This is a genomic window from Neolewinella aurantiaca, assembly GCF_008014675.1.
GTDB classification, from domain to species: Bacteria; Bacteroidota; Bacteroidia; order Chitinophagales; family Saprospiraceae; genus Neolewinella; species Neolewinella aurantiaca.
Genome location: NZ_VOXD01000028.1, coordinates 15,845 through 37,281, shown reverse-complemented (window position 1 = coordinate 37,281; position 21,437 = coordinate 15,845). Strand labels below are relative to the sequence as shown.

At 56.3% G+C, this 21,437-nt stretch carries 14 protein-coding genes; 3 read left to right on the top strand and 11 right to left on the bottom strand.

Going from position 1 to position 21,437, the window contains the following annotated elements; translation table 11 throughout:
- Nucleotides 1-4: 4 nt before the first annotated feature.
- The 5 genes from FUA23_RS16610 to FUA23_RS16590 all read right to left on the bottom strand — a co-directional run bounded on the left by FUA23_RS16610 (nucleotide 5) and on the right by FUA23_RS16590 (nucleotide 10,674).
- A complete protein-coding gene (locus FUA23_RS16610; protein WP_147931888.1) occupies nucleotides 5-1,639 on the bottom strand; it encodes a sulfatase in 1,635 nt (544 codons plus the stop codon).
- 155 nt (nucleotides 1,640-1,794) lie between these two features.
- Nucleotides 1,795-3,201 carry a sulfatase-like hydrolase/transferase gene (locus tag FUA23_RS16605; protein WP_147931887.1) on the bottom strand — a complete coding sequence of 469 codons (1,407 nt, stop codon included), beginning with the start codon at nucleotides 3,199-3,201 and terminating at the stop codon, nucleotides 1,795-1,797.
- An 18-nt stretch (nucleotides 3,202-3,219) separates the two neighbouring features.
- A complete protein-coding gene (locus tag FUA23_RS16600) occupies nucleotides 3,220-5,328 on the bottom strand; it encodes a glycoside hydrolase family 127 protein (protein WP_147931886.1) in 2,109 nt (702 codons plus the stop codon).
- A gap of 402 nt (nucleotides 5,329-5,730) precedes the next feature.
- Complete coding sequence (locus FUA23_RS16595; RefSeq protein ID WP_147931885.1) at nucleotides 5,731-7,443, bottom strand: RagB/SusD family nutrient uptake outer membrane protein; 1,713 nt, start codon at nucleotides 7,441-7,443, stop codon at nucleotides 5,731-5,733.
- Between the two features lie 72 nt (nucleotides 7,444-7,515).
- Nucleotides 7,516-10,674 (bottom strand): SusC/RagA family TonB-linked outer membrane protein, encoded by a 3,159-nt coding sequence (locus FUA23_RS16590; RefSeq protein ID WP_246144296.1) that lies wholly within the window; start codon nucleotides 10,672-10,674, stop codon nucleotides 7,516-7,518.
- A gap of 405 nt (nucleotides 10,675-11,079) precedes the next feature.
- Here FUA23_RS16590 and FUA23_RS16585 point away from each other — a divergent pair, with 405 nt between their 5' ends.
- Nucleotides 11,080-11,547, top strand: coding sequence for a hypothetical protein (locus tag FUA23_RS16585; RefSeq protein ID WP_147931884.1), 468 nt, complete (start codon nucleotides 11,080-11,082; stop codon nucleotides 11,545-11,547).
- Here FUA23_RS16585 and FUA23_RS16580 read toward each other — a convergent pair.
- From FUA23_RS16580 to FUA23_RS16555, 6 genes are all read right to left on the bottom strand, one after another.
- The gene (locus FUA23_RS16580; RefSeq protein WP_147931883.1) at nucleotides 11,544-12,188 is read right to left on the bottom strand and encodes a bifunctional 4-hydroxy-2-oxoglutarate aldolase/2-dehydro-3-deoxy-phosphogluconate aldolase; all 645 of its coding nucleotides are present in this window, start codon (nucleotides 12,186-12,188) and stop codon (nucleotides 11,544-11,546) included. The genes FUA23_RS16585 and FUA23_RS16580 overlap by 4 nt on opposite strands.
- Nucleotides 12,189-12,271: 83 nt before the next feature.
- Nucleotides 12,272-13,351: a 2-dehydro-3-deoxygalactonokinase gene (locus FUA23_RS16575; RefSeq protein WP_147931882.1), complete on the bottom strand. Its 1,080-nt coding sequence runs from the start codon at nucleotides 13,349-13,351 to the stop codon at nucleotides 12,272-12,274.
- Nucleotides 13,348-14,793 carry an aldehyde dehydrogenase family protein gene (locus tag FUA23_RS16570; protein WP_147931881.1) on the bottom strand — a complete coding sequence of 482 codons (1,446 nt, stop codon included), beginning with the start codon at nucleotides 14,791-14,793 and terminating at the stop codon, nucleotides 13,348-13,350. Before FUA23_RS16570 ends, FUA23_RS16575 begins: the two co-directional genes overlap by 4 nt.
- A 210-nt stretch (nucleotides 14,794-15,003) precedes the next feature.
- Nucleotides 15,004-16,002 carry an L-rhamnose/proton symporter RhaT gene (locus FUA23_RS16565; RefSeq protein WP_147931880.1) on the bottom strand — a complete coding sequence of 333 codons (999 nt, stop codon included), beginning with the start codon at nucleotides 16,000-16,002 and terminating at the stop codon, nucleotides 15,004-15,006.
- A 100-nt stretch (nucleotides 16,003-16,102) separates the two neighbouring features.
- The gene (locus FUA23_RS16560; protein ID WP_147931879.1) at nucleotides 16,103-17,257 is read right to left on the bottom strand and encodes a mandelate racemase/muconate lactonizing enzyme family protein; all 1,155 of its coding nucleotides are present in this window, start codon (nucleotides 17,255-17,257) and stop codon (nucleotides 16,103-16,105) included.
- A 142-nt stretch (nucleotides 17,258-17,399) separates the two neighbouring features.
- Entirely contained in the window at nucleotides 17,400-18,275 is an 876-nt protein-coding gene (locus tag FUA23_RS16555) for an AraC family transcriptional regulator (RefSeq protein WP_147931878.1), read from the bottom strand.
- A 211-nt stretch (nucleotides 18,276-18,486) separates the two neighbouring features.
- On the opposite strand from FUA23_RS16555, the gene FUA23_RS16550 reads away from it, so the two are divergent.
- The gene (locus tag FUA23_RS16550; RefSeq protein ID WP_147931877.1) at nucleotides 18,487-19,821 is read left to right on the top strand and encodes a GntP family permease; all 1,335 of its coding nucleotides are present in this window, start codon (nucleotides 18,487-18,489) and stop codon (nucleotides 19,819-19,821) included.
- A 195-nt stretch (nucleotides 19,822-20,016) separates the two neighbouring features.
- Nucleotides 20,017-21,360 (top strand): sulfatase, encoded by a 1,344-nt coding sequence (locus FUA23_RS16545; RefSeq protein ID WP_147931876.1) that lies wholly within the window; start codon nucleotides 20,017-20,019, stop codon nucleotides 21,358-21,360.
- Nucleotides 21,361-21,437: the final 77 nt, after the last annotated feature.

Genomic DNA, 21,437 nt, shown 5'->3' with positions numbered 1-21,437 from the left:
CGGTTTAAACTTTGGGTAAGTTCCCTTTCCAGCCTGCCTCGAACTGTTTCATCAGTTCCTTTACCAATTCTGGGGCGTCTGCGGCTATATTTATTGTTTCCGACGGGTCGGCCTGGTGGTCGAACAGCTCGATGTAGAGTGGCGCTTTTTCTTTGTCTCTGCGGTCTTTCCAGACCGTAAACCGGTACCGGTCTGTCCGCATCGAATAGCCCATCAGGTGGTTTTCGAACAACTCACGGTCCCAGTTGCCCTGCTGCTGCTTCAGGATGCGTCCTTCCACCTCCTCGATGAGCGGGCCGAAATAGGTTTCACGCATCCCGGGCGATAAGGGATTGGCCGCCCACTCCCGCAAAGCCGGGTTAGGGTACTGGCTGAAGGCGGCCTCCTTCCAGGCCATATCCGGGTTTTGTAGCAGCGGAGCGAAGCTGTAGCCCTCCAGGTGTTCGGGCTGTTTGATACCGGCCAGTTCGCAGAGGGTCGGGTACATGTCGACCAGTTCGACCAAGGCGTCAGAAGACCGGCCTTGTGTCTGTTCCGGCATGTCGGGGGCACTTATTATCATCGGCACCCGGGTGGCAATTTCGTAGTTCGTGGCCTTGCCCCATACTCCCATATCGCCGAGGTGCCAGCCGTGGTCGGTCCAGAGGATGATGACCGTATTCTCCCGTTCACCGGATTCCTCCAGCGCAGCCAGCACCTTGCCGATCTGCGCGTCTACGTAGCTTACGCTGGCCAGGTAAGCGTGCTTCAGCGTCCGGGCCAGTTCTCCTTCAATCGGGCCGGATTTCGGGATGCCAGCCCGTACCCGCAGCTCAAAGGAGGCGTGCAGGCCCATTGCCGCACCGTTGACCGGAGCTTCGTCCTGTTCCGACATCGGGATGGCCTCCCGGTCGTACATATCCCAGTACTTTTTCGGGGCGACCCAGTCGAGGTGAGGCAGCTTATAGCCCATTCCCAGGAAGAAGGGCTTGTTCTTATCCGCCGCCATCTCCTTCAGGGTAGCAATGCCTACGGCGGTGTTGTAGCCGTCTGCGTACGTAATGTCCGGCACGTCGGCAGCTTCGTAGGCCGGGCCCCGGCCCAGCGCGTAGTGCTCGGTATTGCCGTACTTTTTCCTGATTTCTTCCTGTGCCTGCTTAAAGATCGCTACATTTTCGGGCAGCGCATAGCCGCCGGGCAGTTTTGGTCTGGGTGTACTTATTCGGGCCGGTTTCCGGCTCCAGGATTTCTCTTTGTCGGTAAACTTGCCGTGGTAAATTTTACCGCTGTATGCTGTTTCGTAACCATTGGCCCAAAAGTGTTGCGGCAGGGTAACGATGTCCGGATTTTCGTCCCGGAAGTACGTATAGTTTTCGATCACATTAATCGTCTCCGGCCGGGCGCCGGTCATCAGGCTTGCCCGCGAGGGACTGCAGATCGCCTGCTGACAGTAGGCCCGGTTGAAGCGTAAACCCTGCGCGGCAAGCGCATCGATGTTGGGCGTATTGGCAATGGGAGAGCCGTAACACCCCAGCTCCGGCCGCAGATCGTCTACCGCGATGAACAAGACGTTCAGCGGTTTCCGGATAATCTCCCCGGGTGCATCCTGCGCGCCGCAACTCACCAGAACAAAGCAGAAAAGTACAGTCAGGATTCTCATGTTGTAGTTTGGTTTTGGGGGAGGAGTTGAAGAATTAGCGGGCGCGGTCGCAGGTGCAGGGGGAAGTTGGAAGGAGCAAGCTACCCTACCCTGTTTTCCATCCTTTCTCTGCACCCGCGGCCGCGCCCCGGATCCGCTGCCGGATCAAGGAAAATTTACTGTCGCTCCTCACTGAAAAGCTTTACCTGGTCGCGGTATTTGATCCTGCGCTCCACGTCTTTCAACTCGTACTCCCGTTTAAGCAGCCAACGCGGACGCTCCAGCGTCATTTCCCATTCAAACAGCAAGTTGAAGAGTTCACGCACCCGCGCCGGCTGCGCGGCGGCAAGGTTGTTCAGTTCACTTTCGTCGTCGGGCAGGTAGTAGAGTTCTGCCGGCCGGTCACCGAAGCGGATCAGCTTCCAATCGCCGTCCCGCACTACGGCCCGGACATCTCTCTTCCAGAACAACCGCTGATGTGGCCTCCCGAAGTTCTCGCCGGTCAGGTAAGGGATCAGGTTTACTCCGTCCGTATCCGTCACCTTCCCCGGTTCGCCGCCTCCGGCGGCGAAGAAAGTCGGCAGCAGGTCAAGGGTGCTGATGGGATGATCGTACTCCGTGCCCGCCTTGATGCGGCTCGGCCAGCTCAGCAGGAAAGGAACCCGGATTCCCCCTTCGAGGTAGGTCGACTTCACCCCGCTCAGCGGGTAATTACTGGAAGCATTCACGTTGGAGGGGCCTCCGTTGTCGTTGCTGAAGACCACGATGGTATTCTCCGCCAGGCCCAGCTCTTCGAGTTTGTCCAACACGACCCCGCAGGCCCGGTCCATCGCCAGGGTCATGGCCGCCACTTTTTTGCGGTTGCCCTCTAACTGGGGGAATTGGGCCATGTCGTCCGGGTTTGCATCCATCGGCGAATGAACCGCGTTGAAGGCCAGGAAGGCGAAGAAGGGTTGATTTTTATGGCGCTCGATGAAACGGGCCGTTTCATCGCCCAGCACGTCGGTCAGGTAGCCTTCGTGTTCTTTGAATTCCCCGAAGTTTCGTTCCAGCCTGTTCTGGGCTTCCCGTGGGGTTCTCTCGTAGGGGTAGTACGCCCGTGCGCCGCCCCGGAAACCGTAAAATTCGTCGAAGCCCCGTTTGGTGGGGTGAAACCGATCTGCCCCACCCTGGTGCCATTTGCCGAAGTAGCCCGTCCGGTATCCGATTGATTTGAGGTAGTCGCCCACCGTCTTTTCCTCCAGCGGAAGCCCCATTTCATCGCCGTCACTTGCCGAGACTTCACTCATAAAACCGGGGACGTTGTTTTCCTCGAACCCGAAGCGCTGCTGGTACTTTCCGGTCAGTATGCCCGCCCGCGAAGGGCCGCAGGTCGGATGAGAAACGTAGGCCTGCCGGAACAGGACGCCGCGCTTGGCCAGCTTGTCCAGGTTAGGCGTCTTCATCGTGCTGCTGCCCTGAAAACCGAAGTCGGCGTATCCGGCATCGTCAGCGAAGAGAAAAACGATGTTCGGCCGTTCCTGCTGCGCGTACAGCAGCGTACTTCCAACCAGGAGGCAGCAGAGAATCAGTAGGTTTTTCATATTGGTTCGATTCAGGTTTTACTTGGTTTGCCAGATCATGGGGAGCCAGACCGTCATTTCCGCTTCGCCCCGGTTAGACCAGGCGAAGTAAGGCACGAGCGAGGTCTTACGGCGCTCGAACTCCGGTTTTTCGAGGACGTTGTACATCCCTTCTTTCTTGTCTTTACGCAGCAGCAAGTCACCCCGTATTTCGGTGATTCCACCGAGCATTTCTGGCTTATAAGTTGCTTTCAGGCCGGCGTCGGCGGGCAGGTAGGCGTCCAGAATGCTGCGGCCCGCCGGGAGGTCGGGCGTTTCGAGACAGTACACTACGGGGCCGCGTTTTACGGCCACCTGATTACGTACTTCTTCGATCAGGTTGTGCCCCTCCACCAGGTGGATGTCCATCGGTAGTTCCAGGGTAACTACGTCGCCTTTCTTCCAGGCGCGGTTGATGGTGGCGAAGGTTCCCGGCTCAGCGGCTACCCCTGCACTTTTACCGTTCACCTGCACCTGCGCGCCCGCCGCCCACTCGGGGATGCGTAGCATCAGATCAAAGGCTTCCGCCTTTGCCTCATCGATGGTGAGGCTGATGCTGCCTTCCCACGGGTAATTGGTTTTCTGCGTCAGCTTCAGCACCGATCCGTCAGTAAGTTTAGTGTTGAGTTCGTTGCCGCCGTACAGGTTGACGGAAACACCGTTTTCGGAGAGGCTGTACGCCCACCCGGAAACTTTCGCGATGGTCCGCACCAGGTTGGGCGGGCAGCAAAAGCACTCGATGTATGGTTCGCGGTCGCGCGATTCTGTTGAGGAGTAGTCGCGGTTCGCGGCGTTGGTCATCCGGAGCGGGTTGGCGTAGAAGTAGTCTTTACCTTCGATGCTGATCCCCGAAAGGGCGCTGTTGAACAGCACCAGTTCCATCAGGTCTGCGTGCTTTGCTTCTCCCTTTACGCCCAGCATCCGGTAGCTGAACATTGCGTTGCAGATGTTGGCGCAGGTTTCGTTGTATGCCGTTGCGTTGGGCATCATGTAATCGTTGATGAAGGCTTCGTGAACCATATCGTTGTGGGAGGAAACACCGTGGTGGGTTTGCCCTACGGCGCCGGTCACGTACATTTTCTTGTTGGCTACGTTGTCCCACAGCCGGTCGAGAGCATCCACGAGGGCCTGTTCGCCGGTTTCGGCGTAAACGTCGGCTGCGCCGGCGTAGAAGTAGAGTGCCAGCACTGCGTGGCCCACCGCTTCGGTTTCTTCACGCAGCGGCGTCCGCTCCTGCACCATATCGCCGATGTGGCCGTAGCGGGTGGTTTCATCAACCACCACTTTGGATTTGCCCCGGGCGTTGATGAACTGCTCGGCGAGAGCGAGGTAGCGCTTGTCACCCGTTTCGCGGTACATCTCCACGAGGCCCATAATCTGGGTTTGGTTGAAACCGAAACGGGCCAGCTCTTTGGGCTGAGGGCTGAAGGTTTTCACGAGGTGGTCAGCGTGCTTCACGGCGATGTCGAGGAAATTGGTCTGGCCGGTTACGCGGTGGTGAATGACGGCGCTGGTCATCAGGTGACCGCTGTTGTACATCTCGTGGAACTTCCGGTTTTCGTAGCGCCCCACATTATCCCGGGTAGTGACCTGGGTTTGCAGGTAGCCGTCGGGTTCCTGTGCCTTGCCGATGATGTCGATGTATTCGTCCAGCTCGTCCAGGATTTTCTGGTCGCGGTTGATGGCGTAGACGTACATGGCGGCCTCCATCCATTTGTAGAAGTCGCCGTCGTGCCAGAACATGCCCTTATGCTTGCCCTCTTTCAGGCCGGCTGCGATCTTGAAATTGTTGAGTGAGTGGCCGATGTCTCCGGTCAGCAGGCTGCCCATGTGGGGAACCATCACTTTCTCCGCGACTTCAAATTTATCGGCCCAGAAGCCTTCCGTCCAGCGGCAGTCGCCGATCGGGATACTCTTGAGTTTTACGTGGGGGCTGTTGGTGTTGCCTACGATGGCCCGTGAGAGGTTCGTATTTTTGGCAGCAGCCCGTATTTCGCTGTTGAGGTCTTTGGTTGGAGTAATTGCTTCGCTGCCCGTAGCCACTGGTTGCTCGCAGGAGGTAAGGCCCAGGAATACAAACCCAAGAAGGGGGAGGATTAATTTATGCATGATTTATTTTATTCGACTCTGATCAATCAGGCAGCAAAACGGAAATACGAGGATACCCATTTTTTCTGCCTGAGACAAAGGTATCTGACCGAATTAACCAATAGTAGTATAAGTTTGACCGGTAGTGACCGCATTTTAACCCTAAGTGACTCCGATCGCAGCTATCAGCCTTAAACACGAGCCACCCGAATCCAGAACACGTTGCCGCTTCGGCCCTGAAAAAGAAGCTGTGTGACGCGGTTTGGGGCGCGGTCGCGGGTGCAGCGCGTGGTGGAAGGCATTGGTACAACCCTGCTCTTGTTGTTCCTTGCCCGGCACCTGCGGCCCCGCCCACAAAGAAGGGCACGGTGGATAATTCCACCGCGCCCGTAACACAACTCACTAGATGTTAATTAATTACGATCAGTATCCAAAGTTTTGCTCTAAGCCTGCTTTCTCTACCTCCGCGAAGGGAATAGGCAGGTAGTAGAAAGTGGGCGCAAACATCCGGTCTTCGATGAGCAGCGGGCCGAGACGGGTCAGCGTACCGTCCGGATCGAGTTCGCCGGCGGCGTTGCGCTTTTCCCACTGTACGCCCATGATGTCTTCGTTCATTTTGTCGGCCATCATCCAGCGGCGGGTATCGAAGAAGCGGTGGCCTTCCAGGAAGAGTTCCATCTGGCGCTCATAGCGGATATCTTCCAAAAGGGCTTCTCCGGTGGTGGTGATAGCGGGCAGGCCAACGCGGCCCGCAACCAGGTTCACGTAGGTTCGTGCTTCGTCTTCCCGGCCCAGGTGGTAAAGTGCCTCGGCGTAGTTGAGGTAAATCTCCGGCAGGCGCGCCAGCGGGTAAGGCCGGTTGGCCGACTGCTCCTGATCGATCACGATCGACTCGTCCAGGAATTTCCGCTGGTTGTAGCCCGTTGCCGCGTAGTGGTTGGGGCCCGGGGCCTCACGGCTCTCCGTTCCTCCGGGAGACCAGTATTCCAGTTCCGCTCCCTTGAACGAAGCACCCTGGTAAAGGATGTTGGCGTAGAAGCGCAGTTCGCGGTTGGCGTAGAGGTCATCGTCGTCGTAGCCGCTTCCGGCATCGTCGATTCGCAGACCATTGGCCATTTTGAAATCCTGTACGAAGTTGTGCGTGGGGTTACTGAGCCCCCACCCTCCGGCACCGACGGGCGACTGCGCTTTATCGGGCAAGGTATTGAAATCGTTGGGAGTGTTGGGGAAGTCCGGGCTGAACGGCCGGGCAAAGATCAGTTCGCTGTTCGGAGACAGAAACATTTGCTGGTAGTCTTCGGCGGTTTCCACCGGTACGAGACTGTACTGGTCCAGGTCAATCAAAGCCTTTGCGGCATCGGCGGCATCCTGCCATTTGTCCGGCTTGTTGTAGTCGTACAGCGGGCCGTTGGGTACCGTAGACGGATCATGAAGCTCGCTGGCGGCGTAAAGCAGCACACGCGATTTCATCGCAAGGCAGGCTCCCCGCGACACACGTCCGAATTCGACGCCGTTGCGAGGTCCTTCGGGCAGGAGAGTTACTGCTTCGTCGAGTTCCCGGACGATGAAGTCTACACATTCCTGGTAGGACGCCCGCGGCACGTTGAAATCGTCGGTCAGTTCAAAGGGCGTATCGAACAGGGGAACACCTCCAAAAAGGTTGATGAGGCGGGCGTAGGCGTTGGCCCGCAGGTACTTCATCTCGCCCTTCAGGGTAGCTACGCGCTCCGGATCGGACTGCGCAACCGGGCTCTGATCGATTTTACTGAGAAAATCGTTGGCCGTACCGATGTAGCGGTAGTACTGTCTCCATTTCTGGGTCCAGAACCCCATGTTGTTGGGCTGAATCTGGCCGCGCGTAATCCGGTAATTCTGAGGAACGAAATGGAACCACGCTTCGTCTGAGGCATTTTCGATCCCTATCCTGCGCGTCCACCATACGTCAACGTTGAGGCCCCAGTTTTCGGTAACGTTGTACGTGTAATCGACCAGGCTCTGGGTCAGGTCCACGTTGGAGTAAATGTCTGCTTCGGAGTAAGTATTCCCCGGTCGGGTGTCCAGAATGTCTTTGTCGCACCCAAAGGAAGCGGTCAGGACCAGCGCAAGGAGAAAAGCTTTTATTTTGAATTGTTGCATGATGTGGAAGGTTGAGGGTCACCTTGGGAAGCCCGCCGCTCCGGGCGGAGCGCCGGACTTCCGAAAGCGTCTTTATAATTGAATGGTGGCACCGAAGGAGTAAGACTTCAGCGGCGCGTAAAGACCAGATGTGAAGTTGTAGTACCGTGATTGCTCAGGGTCAACGTCCTTGATTTTATCAATGGTAACAAGGTTGGTTCCCCGCACGAAGAGACGAATCGCCGCGAAGGAGATGGTCTCGGCAGGAATGCTGTACGCAACTTCGAGTTGTTTGAGGCGGATGAAATCCGCGTCCCGGATCCAGACGTCGCTGAGGCGGGCGTTGTAGGTATCGTCGAGGCCGAAGGCCCGGGGGTAGGTTCCGTCAGGAGTTTCCGGCGTCCAGCGATCGGCCAGGAAGGCGGGGCGGTTGCCTTCGTTGTCGTAGCGGACTTCGATGTCCGCTCCACCCTGGCCCTGCAGCAGGAAATTGACGTCGAAGTTCTTGAAGGAGAAACCTCCGAAGAAGCCGTAGGTAAGGGTTGGGGTGGGCGAAGTATAGCGACGCACCTGATCGTTTCCGGTGATTTGGCCGTCGCCATCGGTATCGATGTAGCGCACGTCACCGGGCAGTGTTCCGGGTAATTTCACTTCCGCTGCGTCGACCTCTTCCTGGGTACGGAAGATGCCGTCGCTGGGGTAGAGCACAAAGGAGTTAATCGGGTAGCCTTCCCGCTGTCGCCAGGCCGGAACATCGCCTGGCTCATCCAGGTAGACGACCTCGTTGCTGGTTTTCGTCAGGTTACCACCAAAGTTGTAAGTAAGGCCACCAGCGGTGCTGTTGCGGTAAGCCAGTTCCAGCTCAAAGCCCCGGCTGTCTACCTCTCCAAGGTTTTCCTGCGGCAATTCGAGTGCAGTAAAATCAGGGACGGAAGCATTACGGCTGATCAGAATATCGGTCCGGCTTTGCGTGAAGTAGTTGGCGTTACCCGTCAGTTTGTACTCGAATAAAGCGAAGTTGATACCGAAGTTACGGTTGTCTGCTTTTTCCCAGGTAATATCCGGGTTAGGTGTGTTGGAATTGAAGAAAGAGTTGTACTGCGTCGGGTTTTCTCCGAAGATGTAGTAATTCCGGTTGCCCGCCGTACCACCGCCGTAGATGTACTGGGTAAGGAACTGGAAACCGGCAATACGGTCGTTGCCGAGTTGTGCCCACGAGGTCCGCAGTTTCAGGCTGGAAAGCCAGTTGCCCTTGACGCCGGCCATGAAGGGTTCTTCCGAGATCGCCCAACCGAGGGACACTCCGGGGAAGGTACCGAAGCGGTTGCCCTGAGCAAAGTTACTGGAGCCGTCACGACGCAAGGTAAAGTCGACCAAGTACCGGCGGTCGTAGTTGTAAGAAACGGAGCCGAAGTAATTGAGACGGGCAGACTCGGTGGAAACACCGGTGCTCCGCTGTCCCTCGTCCGCTCCCGCAAAGAGGGAGGGCTGATCGGCCGAAATCAGGTCTCGCTTGTACGCCTCGAAGGAGGTTGAACGGTTTGTGATGCGTTCCGTCGCAATAAAACCTGTGATGGTGTTCTTGCCAATCTCCTTACGGTAGTTCAACTGAGCACTGTAGTACTCTTCGTTGAACTTGAAGAAGGAATCCTCCAAGCTGAGGAAGTTACCCGCATTGAAATCGAAACCGTTGATCGGATCGTACTCGCCGGTGGTTTCGTTCAGGTTGTAGACCGTCCAGGTATCACGGAAGAGCTTGGTGTCGTATGACCGTTGCAAAAAGGTGGCGTTGCCCGCCAGGCTAAGCCCGTCGGTGATAAAACCCAGATCGATGCTGGTCGTAAAACGGGCACGCAGTTCGGTGTTCCGGCGGTCCTGAAACCCGCTGGCGTTACTCGCCAGAAGCGCCGGGTTGGTACCGTTCTCTCCCGCAACCCCGAACAGTCCGTTGGGGTACTGCCCCACCCTGGTCGGCTCGGTTACCTGCAGGGCTTTATGAATCACGTTAGACGGCGCTCCCGGTTCGTTTCGTTGCCCCTGAATGCCGGAAAGGTCTACGCCAATTTTAATGTGATCATTAAGCGTAACATCGATGTTGGAGCGCAGCTGATACTGCTCGAAGCCCAAAGCATCGGATTTGTACAGGCCCTCCTGATTGAAGTAATTGCCACTGACGAAGTACTTGACGCCTTCTCCTCCCCCGGATACAGAGAGGCTGTTCCTGGTTTCAAAAGAAAGGTCTTTCATCGTCAGATCAAACCAGTCGGTGTTCGGGTAGTTGATCGGGTCATTGCCCGAACGGTAGTTCTCGATGTCTTCCTCAGAAAATTCGAGCGGATTTCCCTCCCGCGCGTCGATATCGTTCTGGTACTCGGCAAATTGTGCCGAATTCATCATATCCGGGACCCGCGTGAAGCCGGAAAAGGTATTGGTTGTGCTGAAGTTCAGCCGTGGTCTTCCCTCCTTACCGCGCTTGGTTGTAATCAGAATTACACCATTGGCGGCGCGGGCTCCGTAAATGGCCGCAGCGGCATCTTTCAGCACCGTGAAGGTTTCGATATCACCGGGAGCCAGAAAGGAGAAACTGTTGGTCGGTACGCCGTCCACCACGATCAACGGAGAGTTATTACCCAGCGTTGCCTGGCCACGAATGAGAATGCTGACTGCGTTATTGCTGTCATCGCCAGGGTACCCTCCCCGGTCGTTGATAATCAGACCAGAAACGCGCCCTGCCATCCCTTTCGTGATGTTGCCCGTTGAAATCGTCTCGATTTCCTCGGAACTGATGGAGCTCACCGAACCGGTAAGTTCTCCTTTTTTACGCGTGGTGTAGCCAATCACCACCACCTCGTCGAGCACTTCACTGTTGGAGCTCAGAACGAGGTCAATGACCGACCGGCCATCTACCGGAATTTCCTGAGTGTCGTATCCGGTATAGGTAAAAACGAGCACGGCATCGCCATTGGGTACTTCGATGCTGTAGTTACCGTCGAAGTCGGTAACGGTTCCTACCAGTCCGCCCGCCTCGGCGGAGCCCTTTACGATGATGTTTACCCCGATGAGCGGCCCATCAGCGTCCGTTACCGTTCCGGTAACGGTTGCGGGAAGATCCCCGGTGCCGGCCGTCAACACCGGAAAGTATAAGAAGAGAAGTAAAAGAAGTAATCCTGCTCGTGCTAATGGACGGGTTTCCGCCGTAAGAGCGATGGCCGGAAGCCCTGGCTTCCAACTCGGTTTTTGCATGTTTTTCATCGACTAGTTATTAATAAGTGAGTACACAGGAGGCCATATTACCCGCCCGGCCTTCGTTTCAGCCGAACCATATCTGGCACTCCGGACACCAGTTTTATCGCTGATGCCGCATTACATCACAAAGCAACGACCCTTTTCGACTGGGATATAGCCGTATTTTAACATCACACCATCTTCCTTTACCCTATTGCCCCGTTCGCTTTACGGCTACCACAAATGATTAAATCGGTCAATTACCACTTTCGTTTCGTCCGGGTTCCAGGCCAGCGGGTTGGAAGGCTGCCCTTCTTCCCCGGGAGATGGGGGATTCAATAGCTGACACGATTAATCTTTTCAGGTATTTTGCGCGGCCGCAGGTGCAAGGCGGGGTTGAGCCTCGTTGCAGCCGGTTGTTATCTTTACCGCATGAAGCACTTATTGATTATCCTGCTGGCACTCAGCAGCTGCCAGTCACCAGTCTCCACTGAATCCTCTGCACCTCTCACCGAAGCAGAAGAAGCAGCTGCAAAAGGATTGATTCAGGGAGCATTCGACGACCTCTGGGGCGGCGTCGACAGTACAAAAATCAGCCAGTACCATACCGCCGATTTTGTCATCCTAGAGCAGGGCGAAGTCTGGGATAACGACCGCATCAAGCAGTATATGCGGGGCCAACTGGCCCGCCCCGACCGACCCAAAAGGATCAACCGGATGGACTACATCTCTCTCGACAAATACGGCAACTCCATCCAGATTGCTTACTACAACTACGCCGAATTTCTGCAAGCCGACACCATCGTTGGCAAGGCCAGTTGGTTGGAAAGCGCGCTGGCCGTCTCTACACCCGACGGCTGGAGGCTGAAATCTATGCACTCCACGAGAATGAAGAATTAGCGCGCCGCGCTTTCCATTTCCTTTTTCATCGCCAGGAAGTGCGCCCGCAGGCCAGCGTAGTCTTCCGCCGCAATCAGCTTCTTATCGAGCAGCGAACTCCCCATGCCCACGCCAGCAACGCCGGCTGCGAAAAAACTACCGATATTCTCCAGCGAAACACCACCCGTAGGCACCAGCTTGATCTGTGGTAACGGTCCGCCCAGGTCTTTGATGTACTTCACGCCCAGTTGGCTGGCCGGAAAAACCTTCACCGCCGAAGCCCCTAGGCTCCACGCCCGGTAAATTTCGGTTGGGGTATATCCTCCCGGGAACACCGGAATTCCCCGCTTCACACAGGTCGTGATTACTTCTTCGTCGATGATCGGTGTTACGATGAAACTGGCGCCAGCCCCGAGGGCAACTTCCAGGTCTTCGGGCGTGCAGACCGTGCCCGCCCCAACGTTCAAGTCCGGGAAGCGTGCGCTCAACTCACTAATGATACCGGCCACGCCGGGCGTGTTCATGGTCACCTCCAGGGTGCCGTATCCTGCGGATTGCAAGGTTTCCGCAATCCGGATGCAGGTAGCAAGCGGCTGGCCGCGCAGGATGGCGACGATCGGCGTGGCGTTGAAAACATCCCAGGAAAATGTTGAGTGATTCATGGTGGCGGGAAGATTAAAAAGGGGTACTTAAATAATTACCTGGTCTGAAGGCACGGTAAAGCCATCCGTAGTTCCGGGTCGGTTCATTGTTTGCGCAGCAGGATTTCCCGCTGCCCGGCCAGTAAGGCTGCTTCAAGCGCCTCGTCAGCATAGACCGTCAGCCGCTCGCCGAAGCCCAGTATTTCGAGCGCGTAGCGGTACAGGCGCAGTAGCGGCCCCGACCCCGCCAGGTAGATCTTTCCCTTTGTGTTGTTGGGAAGATGCGACAGTTCGTCGCCAATCAGCAGCCCGCTCAGGCGGTAGAAGTTATCGGTAGGGTCGGTCTCCCGCAGTACGTGCCCGGCCCGTACGGCAAACAGATGGGAGGAGAAACCATCTTTGCAGCCCGTAAGTACTGCTTGCCGGAAACACGCGCCGGTACGCTCGTTCCACGCGCCGGAAGCAACCGAGTTGGCCAGGATGCTCCTCCGGGAAATGATCTCGAAAAGCTCTCCCGTCATGTAGGAGGCAAAACCGGTGAACGCGTCACCGACGAAGGAGAGGTGCTTGCTGTGCGTCCCGGGCAACAGCAGCGTTCCGTCCCCTTCTCCGGCCATGAGCGGCAGCAGGCCAAGGGCCTGCGTTTCTTCACCCCGCATCATCCCGTTCTCGCTTTGGACGCCGGAGATCAGGCGCAGGTGCTGACACGGATGCAGGGTGAGGCCTTTCGTCACGAAGTTCCGTGCGGTTGCCGTAATCGGGAGCGTGGCGTAGGGCAGTTCATACATTCCGATGTTAGCCGAGGCCATACCGCTGATCACAACCGGGAGTTGTGCGTTCAGTTCCTTTTCTGCTCCACCGGTGCTTCGCCCCGGAGGAGTGGTTTCGCGGGTAGTATTCGCTCCGGTCCCGCCAGCGGTGGGAGGAGCTGAACAAGTAGTCCTGGCCGGTGTATCGGGAACCACACTTAAAGACCGCAGTTCGGCCAGTTGGGTCTGAAGATATGCGGAGTAAAAAGCAAGGCGGTTGCCTTCTCCACTCTGCTCAAACCGCTCGTTAAGCTCCCGAATACCAAGCCCGGAGGTGTGTTCTGCCACGATCTCCAGCGTATTGGTCACGACTACCCTCAAGCGGAAATTGCTTGTTCCCCAGTCGCTACTGATGAAGTGTTTTGGTGTGTTCATACCCCCTGGCTTATTGCCCGGCTTACCCGCTTTCGGATCAGGTAATCATCGAGCGCAAGCTCTGAGCAATCTACCCCGAAACCGCTATTCTTGATACCGCCGTGAGGCAGGTAAATGTCGTATTTGACGCCGTTTATTTGCACTTCACCGAATTCCAGTTTATCGGCGAAGAAGGCCATTGCGTCGGGGTTGGTGGTGAAGACGTAGGAGGCCAACCCTCCGTCGGTGTCGTTGGCGATCGCGAGTGCTTCCCCGCGGGTAGCAAACGGAACGATGATGGCCACCGGACCAAAGATTTCCCGTTGCAGCACCGGCGCATGAGCGTCGTCGAGGCGTAGGATTGTCGGCTCGTAGTAATACCCCGCCCGGTCCAACGCCTTGCCTCCAAAAACCAGTTTTGCACCCTGCGCCCGCGCCTGCTGAACTATGCCGTTCACTTTGTCCACCGAACCACGGTTCGTCAGCGGCCCCATGTCTGGCTGCTCCGCTTCGCCGAAGCCAAGCTTCGTTGCCGCAAATTTTTGCCGCATTCCTTCGGTAAATTCATCGATCACCGACTCGTGGACCAGAAAGCGGTTAGGCGCTACGCAAATCTGACCGGAATTGCCGGTTTTCAGCCCCGCACCAAGACTGATCGCCGCTTCCAGATCGGCATCTTCCAACACCACGAAGGGCGCGTTGCCGCCGCACTCCATACTAAATCGCTTCAACGAAGTTGCGCTGCTCTGGCGGATCAACGCCTGCGCGGTTTCGGTTGAACCGATCATAGTGATCAACCTGGGTATCTTGCTCTCGCAGAGTGGAATACCTACCTCCTGAACGTCGCCGCAGAGCACCGTTACCACCCCGGCGGGAAACCCGATTTCGTGGCACAGTTCACCGATGATGTAGGCCGACAGCGGCGAAAACTCCGATGGCTTGATGATGATGGAGCACCCCGCAGCCAGAGCCGGACCAAGCTTAAAACCAAGGTTGAGCAACGGAAAGTTATACGCCAGAAAAGCAACCGCTACACCAAGGGGCTGAGAAACGATCCGGTGCTTATGGGTGCCTTCGCGGTCTTCGATTTCCACGTCTCCGCGCTTCCGGATTTCGTCGGCGTAGTACTTCAGCGAATCGGTGATGCTGGTCAGATCTTCGTCCGTACCGGCCCAAACTTTGCCCATTTCGTGGCTGATGGCGTGGCGCAGATGATCGCGGCGTTCCAGAATCTTCGTACGTAGCTTGTCCATCCATTCCAGGCGGGTCGCCTGCGGCAACGCCGACCAGTTTTCGAAGCCTTTCTGCGCCGACACCAGTGCCCGTTCGGTATCCGCCCTGCCCGCCCAGGCGATGGTGGCAACGATCGATTCGTCGCCCGGACAGATGACGTCGAATGTCTTCCCGTCTGCTGCGTCGCACAGCTTACCGTCGATGTATAATTGTTTGTGACCGAATTTCATATTTGGATAATTGGATTGGGAAAATATTTACGGGCGGGGTCGCAGGTGCAGGGAGTTGGGGGAGTCAGGAGTCGGGAGTCGGGAGTCGGGCAGGGCTAACGCATAGGGTCGTTAAGCCGTGTTAAACCTCCACCCCAGCCCGTGAGCTTCGCTGCTGCATTCGGCGGCCCCACGAGGGATGGGGTTTGAAAAGTCGGAATAAAGCTCCCTCTAAACCCCATTTGAGTACCCGAGCACTACCGTGGCGATGATCAGCACCAGCAGCCCGCCGAGCAGAATCGTGAACGGTCTGCGGGCACCTTCCCATTCCTTATTGAAGTAAGCCCAGACGTTGCTCACAATGAGCGAAACGCCCAGGAGAATGGGCCAGCCGATGACCGGACCAATGTCGCCGAGCAGCGTAGCACCCTGTCCGTACACCCCAAGGGCGCCGAACCAAAGAAGACCTGCCACGACAGACCAGGTGTAAGCTTTACCTGAGCCCGCTACGGAGAAAGAGCTGAAACTCTTGTTTTTGAACAGCAGGAAGAGCGCGTAGCCCGCATTCATCACAAAGGCTCCCAGGAGCACAACCACCCATACCGCCAGGCTGGTATTGCGCGTTATCACGCCGGCGTCAGCCGCAATCTCTCCTACGGGTTGTGCACTCACGAAACCCACGTTCAGCAGGGCCGAAAGCACTCCACTCACGAAGGCGATGATTAGCCCCGTACGGAGCTTGGCCGCACCGCCTTCTACTTCCTGGTTCAGCAGTTTGTCTTTTTGGATGCCCGCGTAGGCCGTGATGGCTACCCCGATGAGCATCAGCATCACACCCGCCATCACGTAGGGGAACGCGGGCAGGCTCGTTGCGTCCTCCAGGCTGAAAAACGGAATCAGGCTGCCCACGGCGGAGCAAACGCCCATCACAATACCGTAAGTCAGCGAAATGCCGATGAACGGAATACTCTTACCGAACATGATGCCGCCGATGCCCCACAGAAAACCGAAAAACATGCCGAGCAGAATGGCGCCTGACGGCGCCTGCCCGATGATGCCGAAAAGGTCAGGGACCACCAGAAGCGCCCAGGTGAGCGGAAAGATGACCATGGCTACCGTAGCGTGTACGAGCCACCAGGCTTCCCACTTCAAAGGATCCATATGTTTCATTCCTACACCAAAACTGCCCTGAAAGACGCTGGCGATGAGGACTAAGATAAAGGGGAACATCGTTGTATTATTTAATGGTAAATCAGCAGGATTCGGGCAATTTCCTTCCGGGGAGCAGCGGTTGCTGACTCCGGAAAACTTCACCGTAGTGTCGTGTTTATCAGCCTACCTTCAGGCCGTTCTGGTTCTTACCGGCGTAAAAAGCCAGCGCATCCTCGTTTACTTCGATCCCCAGCCCCGGGGCTTTGGGTACGTTGATACAACCGTCTTCCATTTCAATGGACGGGCAGGTGAGCCGTTCTCTGATTCCATTGCTGGTGCGGTCGTATTCTATGTAAAATTCAGGGTTATAGAGTCTTCCTGGAACCGGTTCAAGGTTAGCGATAAAATGCAGCGCGGCGTGAAAAGCAATGCCAGTTCCCCAGGTATGGGGAATGATCTCCACGCCGTAGGTACTCGCCAGCGCAGCAATTCGCTTCGCCTCCGTAAGACCGCCGGCCGAACAGATGTCGACCTGCAAAATATCGACGCTTTCGTTTTTAAGCAATTGGTGGTGGCCGTAGCGAAGGTATTCGCACTCTCCTCCGGAAATGGGAATCGTGGTCTTCTGGCGCAACGACGTATAATGGTGGTAGAACTCCGGCGAAACGGGTTCCTCGAACCAGCCAATGTCGTATTGCTCGATTTTCCGGGCCAGTTCAGTTGCTTCGCGGAGGGAGTAAGCATGGTTGGCATCGACCATCAGTTTTACTTTGTCGCCGATGGCTGCGCGCACAGCGCGCACGTTCTCCAGGTCCCGCTCGATGGTGAGCCCCACCTTCATCTTTATTGCTTTGAAGCCTTGCTTTACGTAGTTCACCGCTTCGAGGGCCAGACGGTTGGCCAGTCCTTCCCCTTCCGAGAAATACAAACCGGTGGCGTACGGCGTTACGCGCTCGCGGTGGCGTCCGCCCAGCAGCACACTTACCGGCTGTCCGAAGTGCTTGCCTTTAATGTCCCACAGCGCAAGATCGATGGCGCTGATGGAAGCAACCAGAATTCCCCGGCGGGCGAAGTCGAGCGACTTGCGGTACAGGTCGAACCAGATGCTCTCCTGCTCCAACGGGTTTTTACCGATAAGCAGGGGTTGCAAAAATTCGATGCCCGCTTCCAGAACGTCGGCAGGGCCGTAGCCTTCTCCCCAACCGACAATGCCGCAGGCAGTGGTTACTTTGACGACACAAATACGCCGCTCAGCGTAAGTCCACTGAGAAAAGAAAAAGCTTTCCTCCAGTTTATCCGACAATAAATACGTTTCTACGTTCGCAATTTTCACTGATTCGACTTTAAGGTTATCTATGCCTGAAAGCAGGTCAATACAGGGTGACTGTTTTCAGGTCCAGCAAAAATATGGGGGCTTCAGCCCCGGAAATGGCCCCGATTTACCCATGAATGACCGCTTTTTACCATAGACTCTCCTAAAGCTGTTGCTGCAACCGGACGGAATTCGTTCTATAACTCCCCGGCGTTACGTTCTTTATTTTCTTGAAGGTCCGGTTGAAGTTGGTGAGCGACCGGAACCCCACATCGTAGCATATTTCCTTGATGGGCAATTCTCCGTCTATCAGCAACTGGCACGCCTTGTTTACCCGAAACTCGTTCAGGAAACTGAAGAAGGTCTTATTCGTACGCCCTTTGAAAAAGCGACAGAAGGCGGGAGAGGTCATACACGCCAGTTCCGATATTTCGTCGAGGCTTATTTCGCGGCTGTAGTTGGTAAAGATGTAATTGATGACCTTCTGCAAACGGTTTTCGTTGGTCACTTCGTTGGGCAACGTAAAGCCCGGACTGCTCAGGAACACATAGTCCCGGTCGGCGGCGAGTATTTCCATCACCTGCAAAAACAGAATCAGGCGCTCAGCGCCTGAGCTGCTGTGCAGCCGGGTCAGCAACGGATGAATCGCCATACCCGCAGCCAGCGAGTACTGAATTCCCCTGATGGATTTAGACAGCATTGCCTTCACGGAACTCAGTTCGGGCAGCGCAAACAGGTCGATCCCTTTCAGCAGCCGCGAGAACTTCACCACAATGAAATCCGCTCCTTCTACCGGATGATCGTTTGCTTCGGCGTTGCGCCACAGGTGCGGCAACCACTGGCCCACCAGCACCAGTTCCCCTGCCTGAAAATTGGAGATATGGTCGCCCACAATCCGCATTCCACTTCCTTTCAGGAAATAGATCAGCTCAAACTCTTCGTGAAAGTGCCAGTTTTCGCCCAGGTAGGGCTGGTGAATACGCTTTACGTAAACGGAACTTAACGGATTCTTATCCGTCGGCTTGTAGTGTAGTTTCATGATCAATCTTTACCTCCTTCAGGTAAAGGTAAGTTGTCAGCGCGGTTTTACCCCGCTACCGACTTACCTTCTGCTAACCAACAATGACCGCATTTTAACCTGTTTGCGAATTCAGCCTCTCATTTTCGGGTAATTATCATTACTATGTCACGGCCGGAGTGATTTAGCTTCGCCGTTAACTATGACTTAGGTCGGTCGTCAAAAAGCAAGAATGTTGCAGCTTATTGTTCTGTTGGTGGTTTTGCTTCTCCTGGTCCTGGCGGTATCGCGCTGGCGGTGGCATCCTTTCATCGCCTTATTGCTTGCGGCGCTGGCGTTGGGGCTCTGTTCCGGTCAGGGCGGCGAAGAGACCGTTCGCTTGCTCGGCGAAGGTTTCGGCAATACCCTCAAGTGGATAGCCATCGTGGTAATCCTGGGAGCGTTCATCGGCGAGGTGCTGCGGGAAACCGGCGGAGCCCTCCGCATTGCCAACACAGTGGTAAAACGCTTTGGCGAGCAACGACTGACATGGGCGATGGGGTTTACGGGCTACCTCGTCTCTATTCCGGTCTTTGTCGATGTGGCCTACATCGTCCTCCAACCCGTTACCGAGGCCATCGCCGTTCGGGCCAGGAAACCGGTGCTGGTGATTGGTCTGGCCCTCACGGCCGGTCTGACCGTTTCTCATACCTTGCTTCCGCCCACCCCGGGGCCGTTGGCCGTGGCGTCACTGCTTGGTGCGGATATCGGCCGACTTCTGGTCATCAACGCCTTCGTAGGGCTTTTCGCGCTGGCCGGCGGGGTACTCTGGGCCAGGTATTTCTGCAAAGACAGTTGGATCGATTACGACCAGAAGCTTGCCGGGAAATTCCGCTCAACCCCGGCTCCCGCCGGGGAGGATTTCACGATACCCGAGTCTCCGCTGCTGGACCTCCTCCCCATCCTCATTCCTATTCTGCTTATGGGCGCCGGAGCTTTCCTTCAGACCGAAGAGGCAAGCCTCTTTCAGGAAATCATCGGTTTCTTCAGCACACCGATGGTAGCCGTTATGGTTGGTGCCGGAGTAGCGGCGCTACAGTACCGTAGGAAGACTGCTGGCGGAACCCTTGGTAAGCTCGTCGAGCAGGCCATCACGAAATCTGCGCTCGTCATCATGATCACCGGCGCTGGCGGTGCATTCGGTTTTCTGATCAAGGAATCCGGCGTACAATCATTGCTGACCGCATTCTTCGCAGAGCTGCCTTTTCTAGGTTTCTTCCTGCCCTTCCTGCTGGCGGCGGTGCTTACCACCGCCACGGGTTCCATCACCGTTTCCCTCATCGGGGCGGCTTCCATGGTGGGTCCGCTTGTCGAGCAACTCCCCTACTCTCCCGAACTGTTGGCGGCCATTACCGGCTGCGGCGCATTCTGTGTTTTCCACGCCAATTCCAGCTTCTTCTGGTTACTCAACCGGCTGCACCGGGTACCGGTGCCTGTCCTGTACCGGACCTATACGCTGCAGTCCCTCGTCATGGGACTGAGCGGTTTGGCGGGGGTTGGTTTGCTTTATTTATTGGGGGTGGGTTAGGGATAGCGCGGCCGCAGGTGCATAGACAGGGATTCCTGAAACCGTCGCCTTGCACCCGCGTTCGCGCCTGCCGGAAACACTACTAAAACACGCTCTCCGTCACGGTTTACACGCACAGCAACCCACCATTGACGGAGAGACACAAGACAACAACGGATAAATCGGTAGTTGCGGACAGCTTAAGTTAAACGTCGAATGCAAAAATCATTTTTCACCCTTCTCGTCCTTTTGTGCGGTACCGCTGCGGTGGTCGGCCAGGAGCAGCCTAATATTGTTCTCTTGTTCGTCGACGATCTGGGCTGGGCGGATCTGGGCTACCAGAACCAGGCACTCCACACGCCCAATATCGACCGGCTAAAGGCCTCAGGCCTTTACTTCGAGCGGGCCTACATCCCTACGCCTACGTGCAGCCCCAGCCGGGCCTCGTTGCTTACGGGTAAGGAAGCCGCCCGGATGCAGTTTTACCGTCACATCCCCAACTCGGTGAAGCACGGCTTCACCCCCGAAGGACGAACCGACGAGCCCTTCAGCCAGTGGGCCAAAGACCCCGTACAACTCCCCACCCGCAACTGGCTGCCCCTCGAGGAAGTCACCTACGCCGAAAAGCTGAAAGAACAGGGCTACTACAATATGTTCGTCGGCAAATGGCACCTGGGCCACGAGGATTACCATCCCGTACAACAGGGTTTCGACGCACAGTTCGGTACCGGAAACCACGGGCACCCCGGCAGCTACATCGCTCCGTTTTTTCGTAAAGCCAGCCCACTCCCGGACGCTCCCGAAGGCGCCTACCTGACGGATGTGTTGACGGATGAAAGCGTCCGTTTCATCGAAGACTACGACCGCCCCGCCCCCTTCATGCTTTCCCACTGGTACTACACCGTTCACGGCCCGCACATCGGCCGGCCGGACCTGGTGGAACGGTACACCAAAGAGGGGCTCTCCGGCAAATACGCGCAGTACGCCGCGATGGTGACTGCGCTCGACGAATCCGTAAGTCGCATCCTCGAAGCCGTAGACAAGAAAGGGATGACCGATAATACCGTCATCGTTTTTATCTCCGATCAGGGCGGCTACTTCGACAATGCGCCACTGAGTGGCGGCAAAACCGGCGGAAACACGCTCGGTGAAGGCGGCGCCCGCGTTCCGCTCCTCATCAGCTATCCCGGCCTTACCCGACCCGGTAGTTCCACCAGCGTACCAGTACAATCCATCGACCTCTTCCCTACCTTTCTGGAGCTGGCAAGCGGTAAGAAGTATAAGGACGACAAAATCCAGGGCAAAAGCCTCCTTCCGCTACTGCGGGGCAAAAAAATGAAGCGCCGCGACCTCTACTTCTTCCGCAGCTACGAAGATCAGCGCTCAGCGGTGATCTCCGGCCACTGGAAGTTGAAACGGTACCACAGCGGAAAATTCGAACTCTACAACCTGAACGAGGATCTCGCGGAAGAGAACGACCTGATCGCCACCGCGCCCAAAATGGCGCGCAAACTGAAGAAGAAGCTCGCGGCCTGGGAGGAGGCTGTTGGGGTCCGCTAGCGGGCAATAATGTTGCACTTTCAGGTATTTCCCTTGTTCGTTGCTTTAAATCGATGGCTGATTGAGTTTTGTATTCA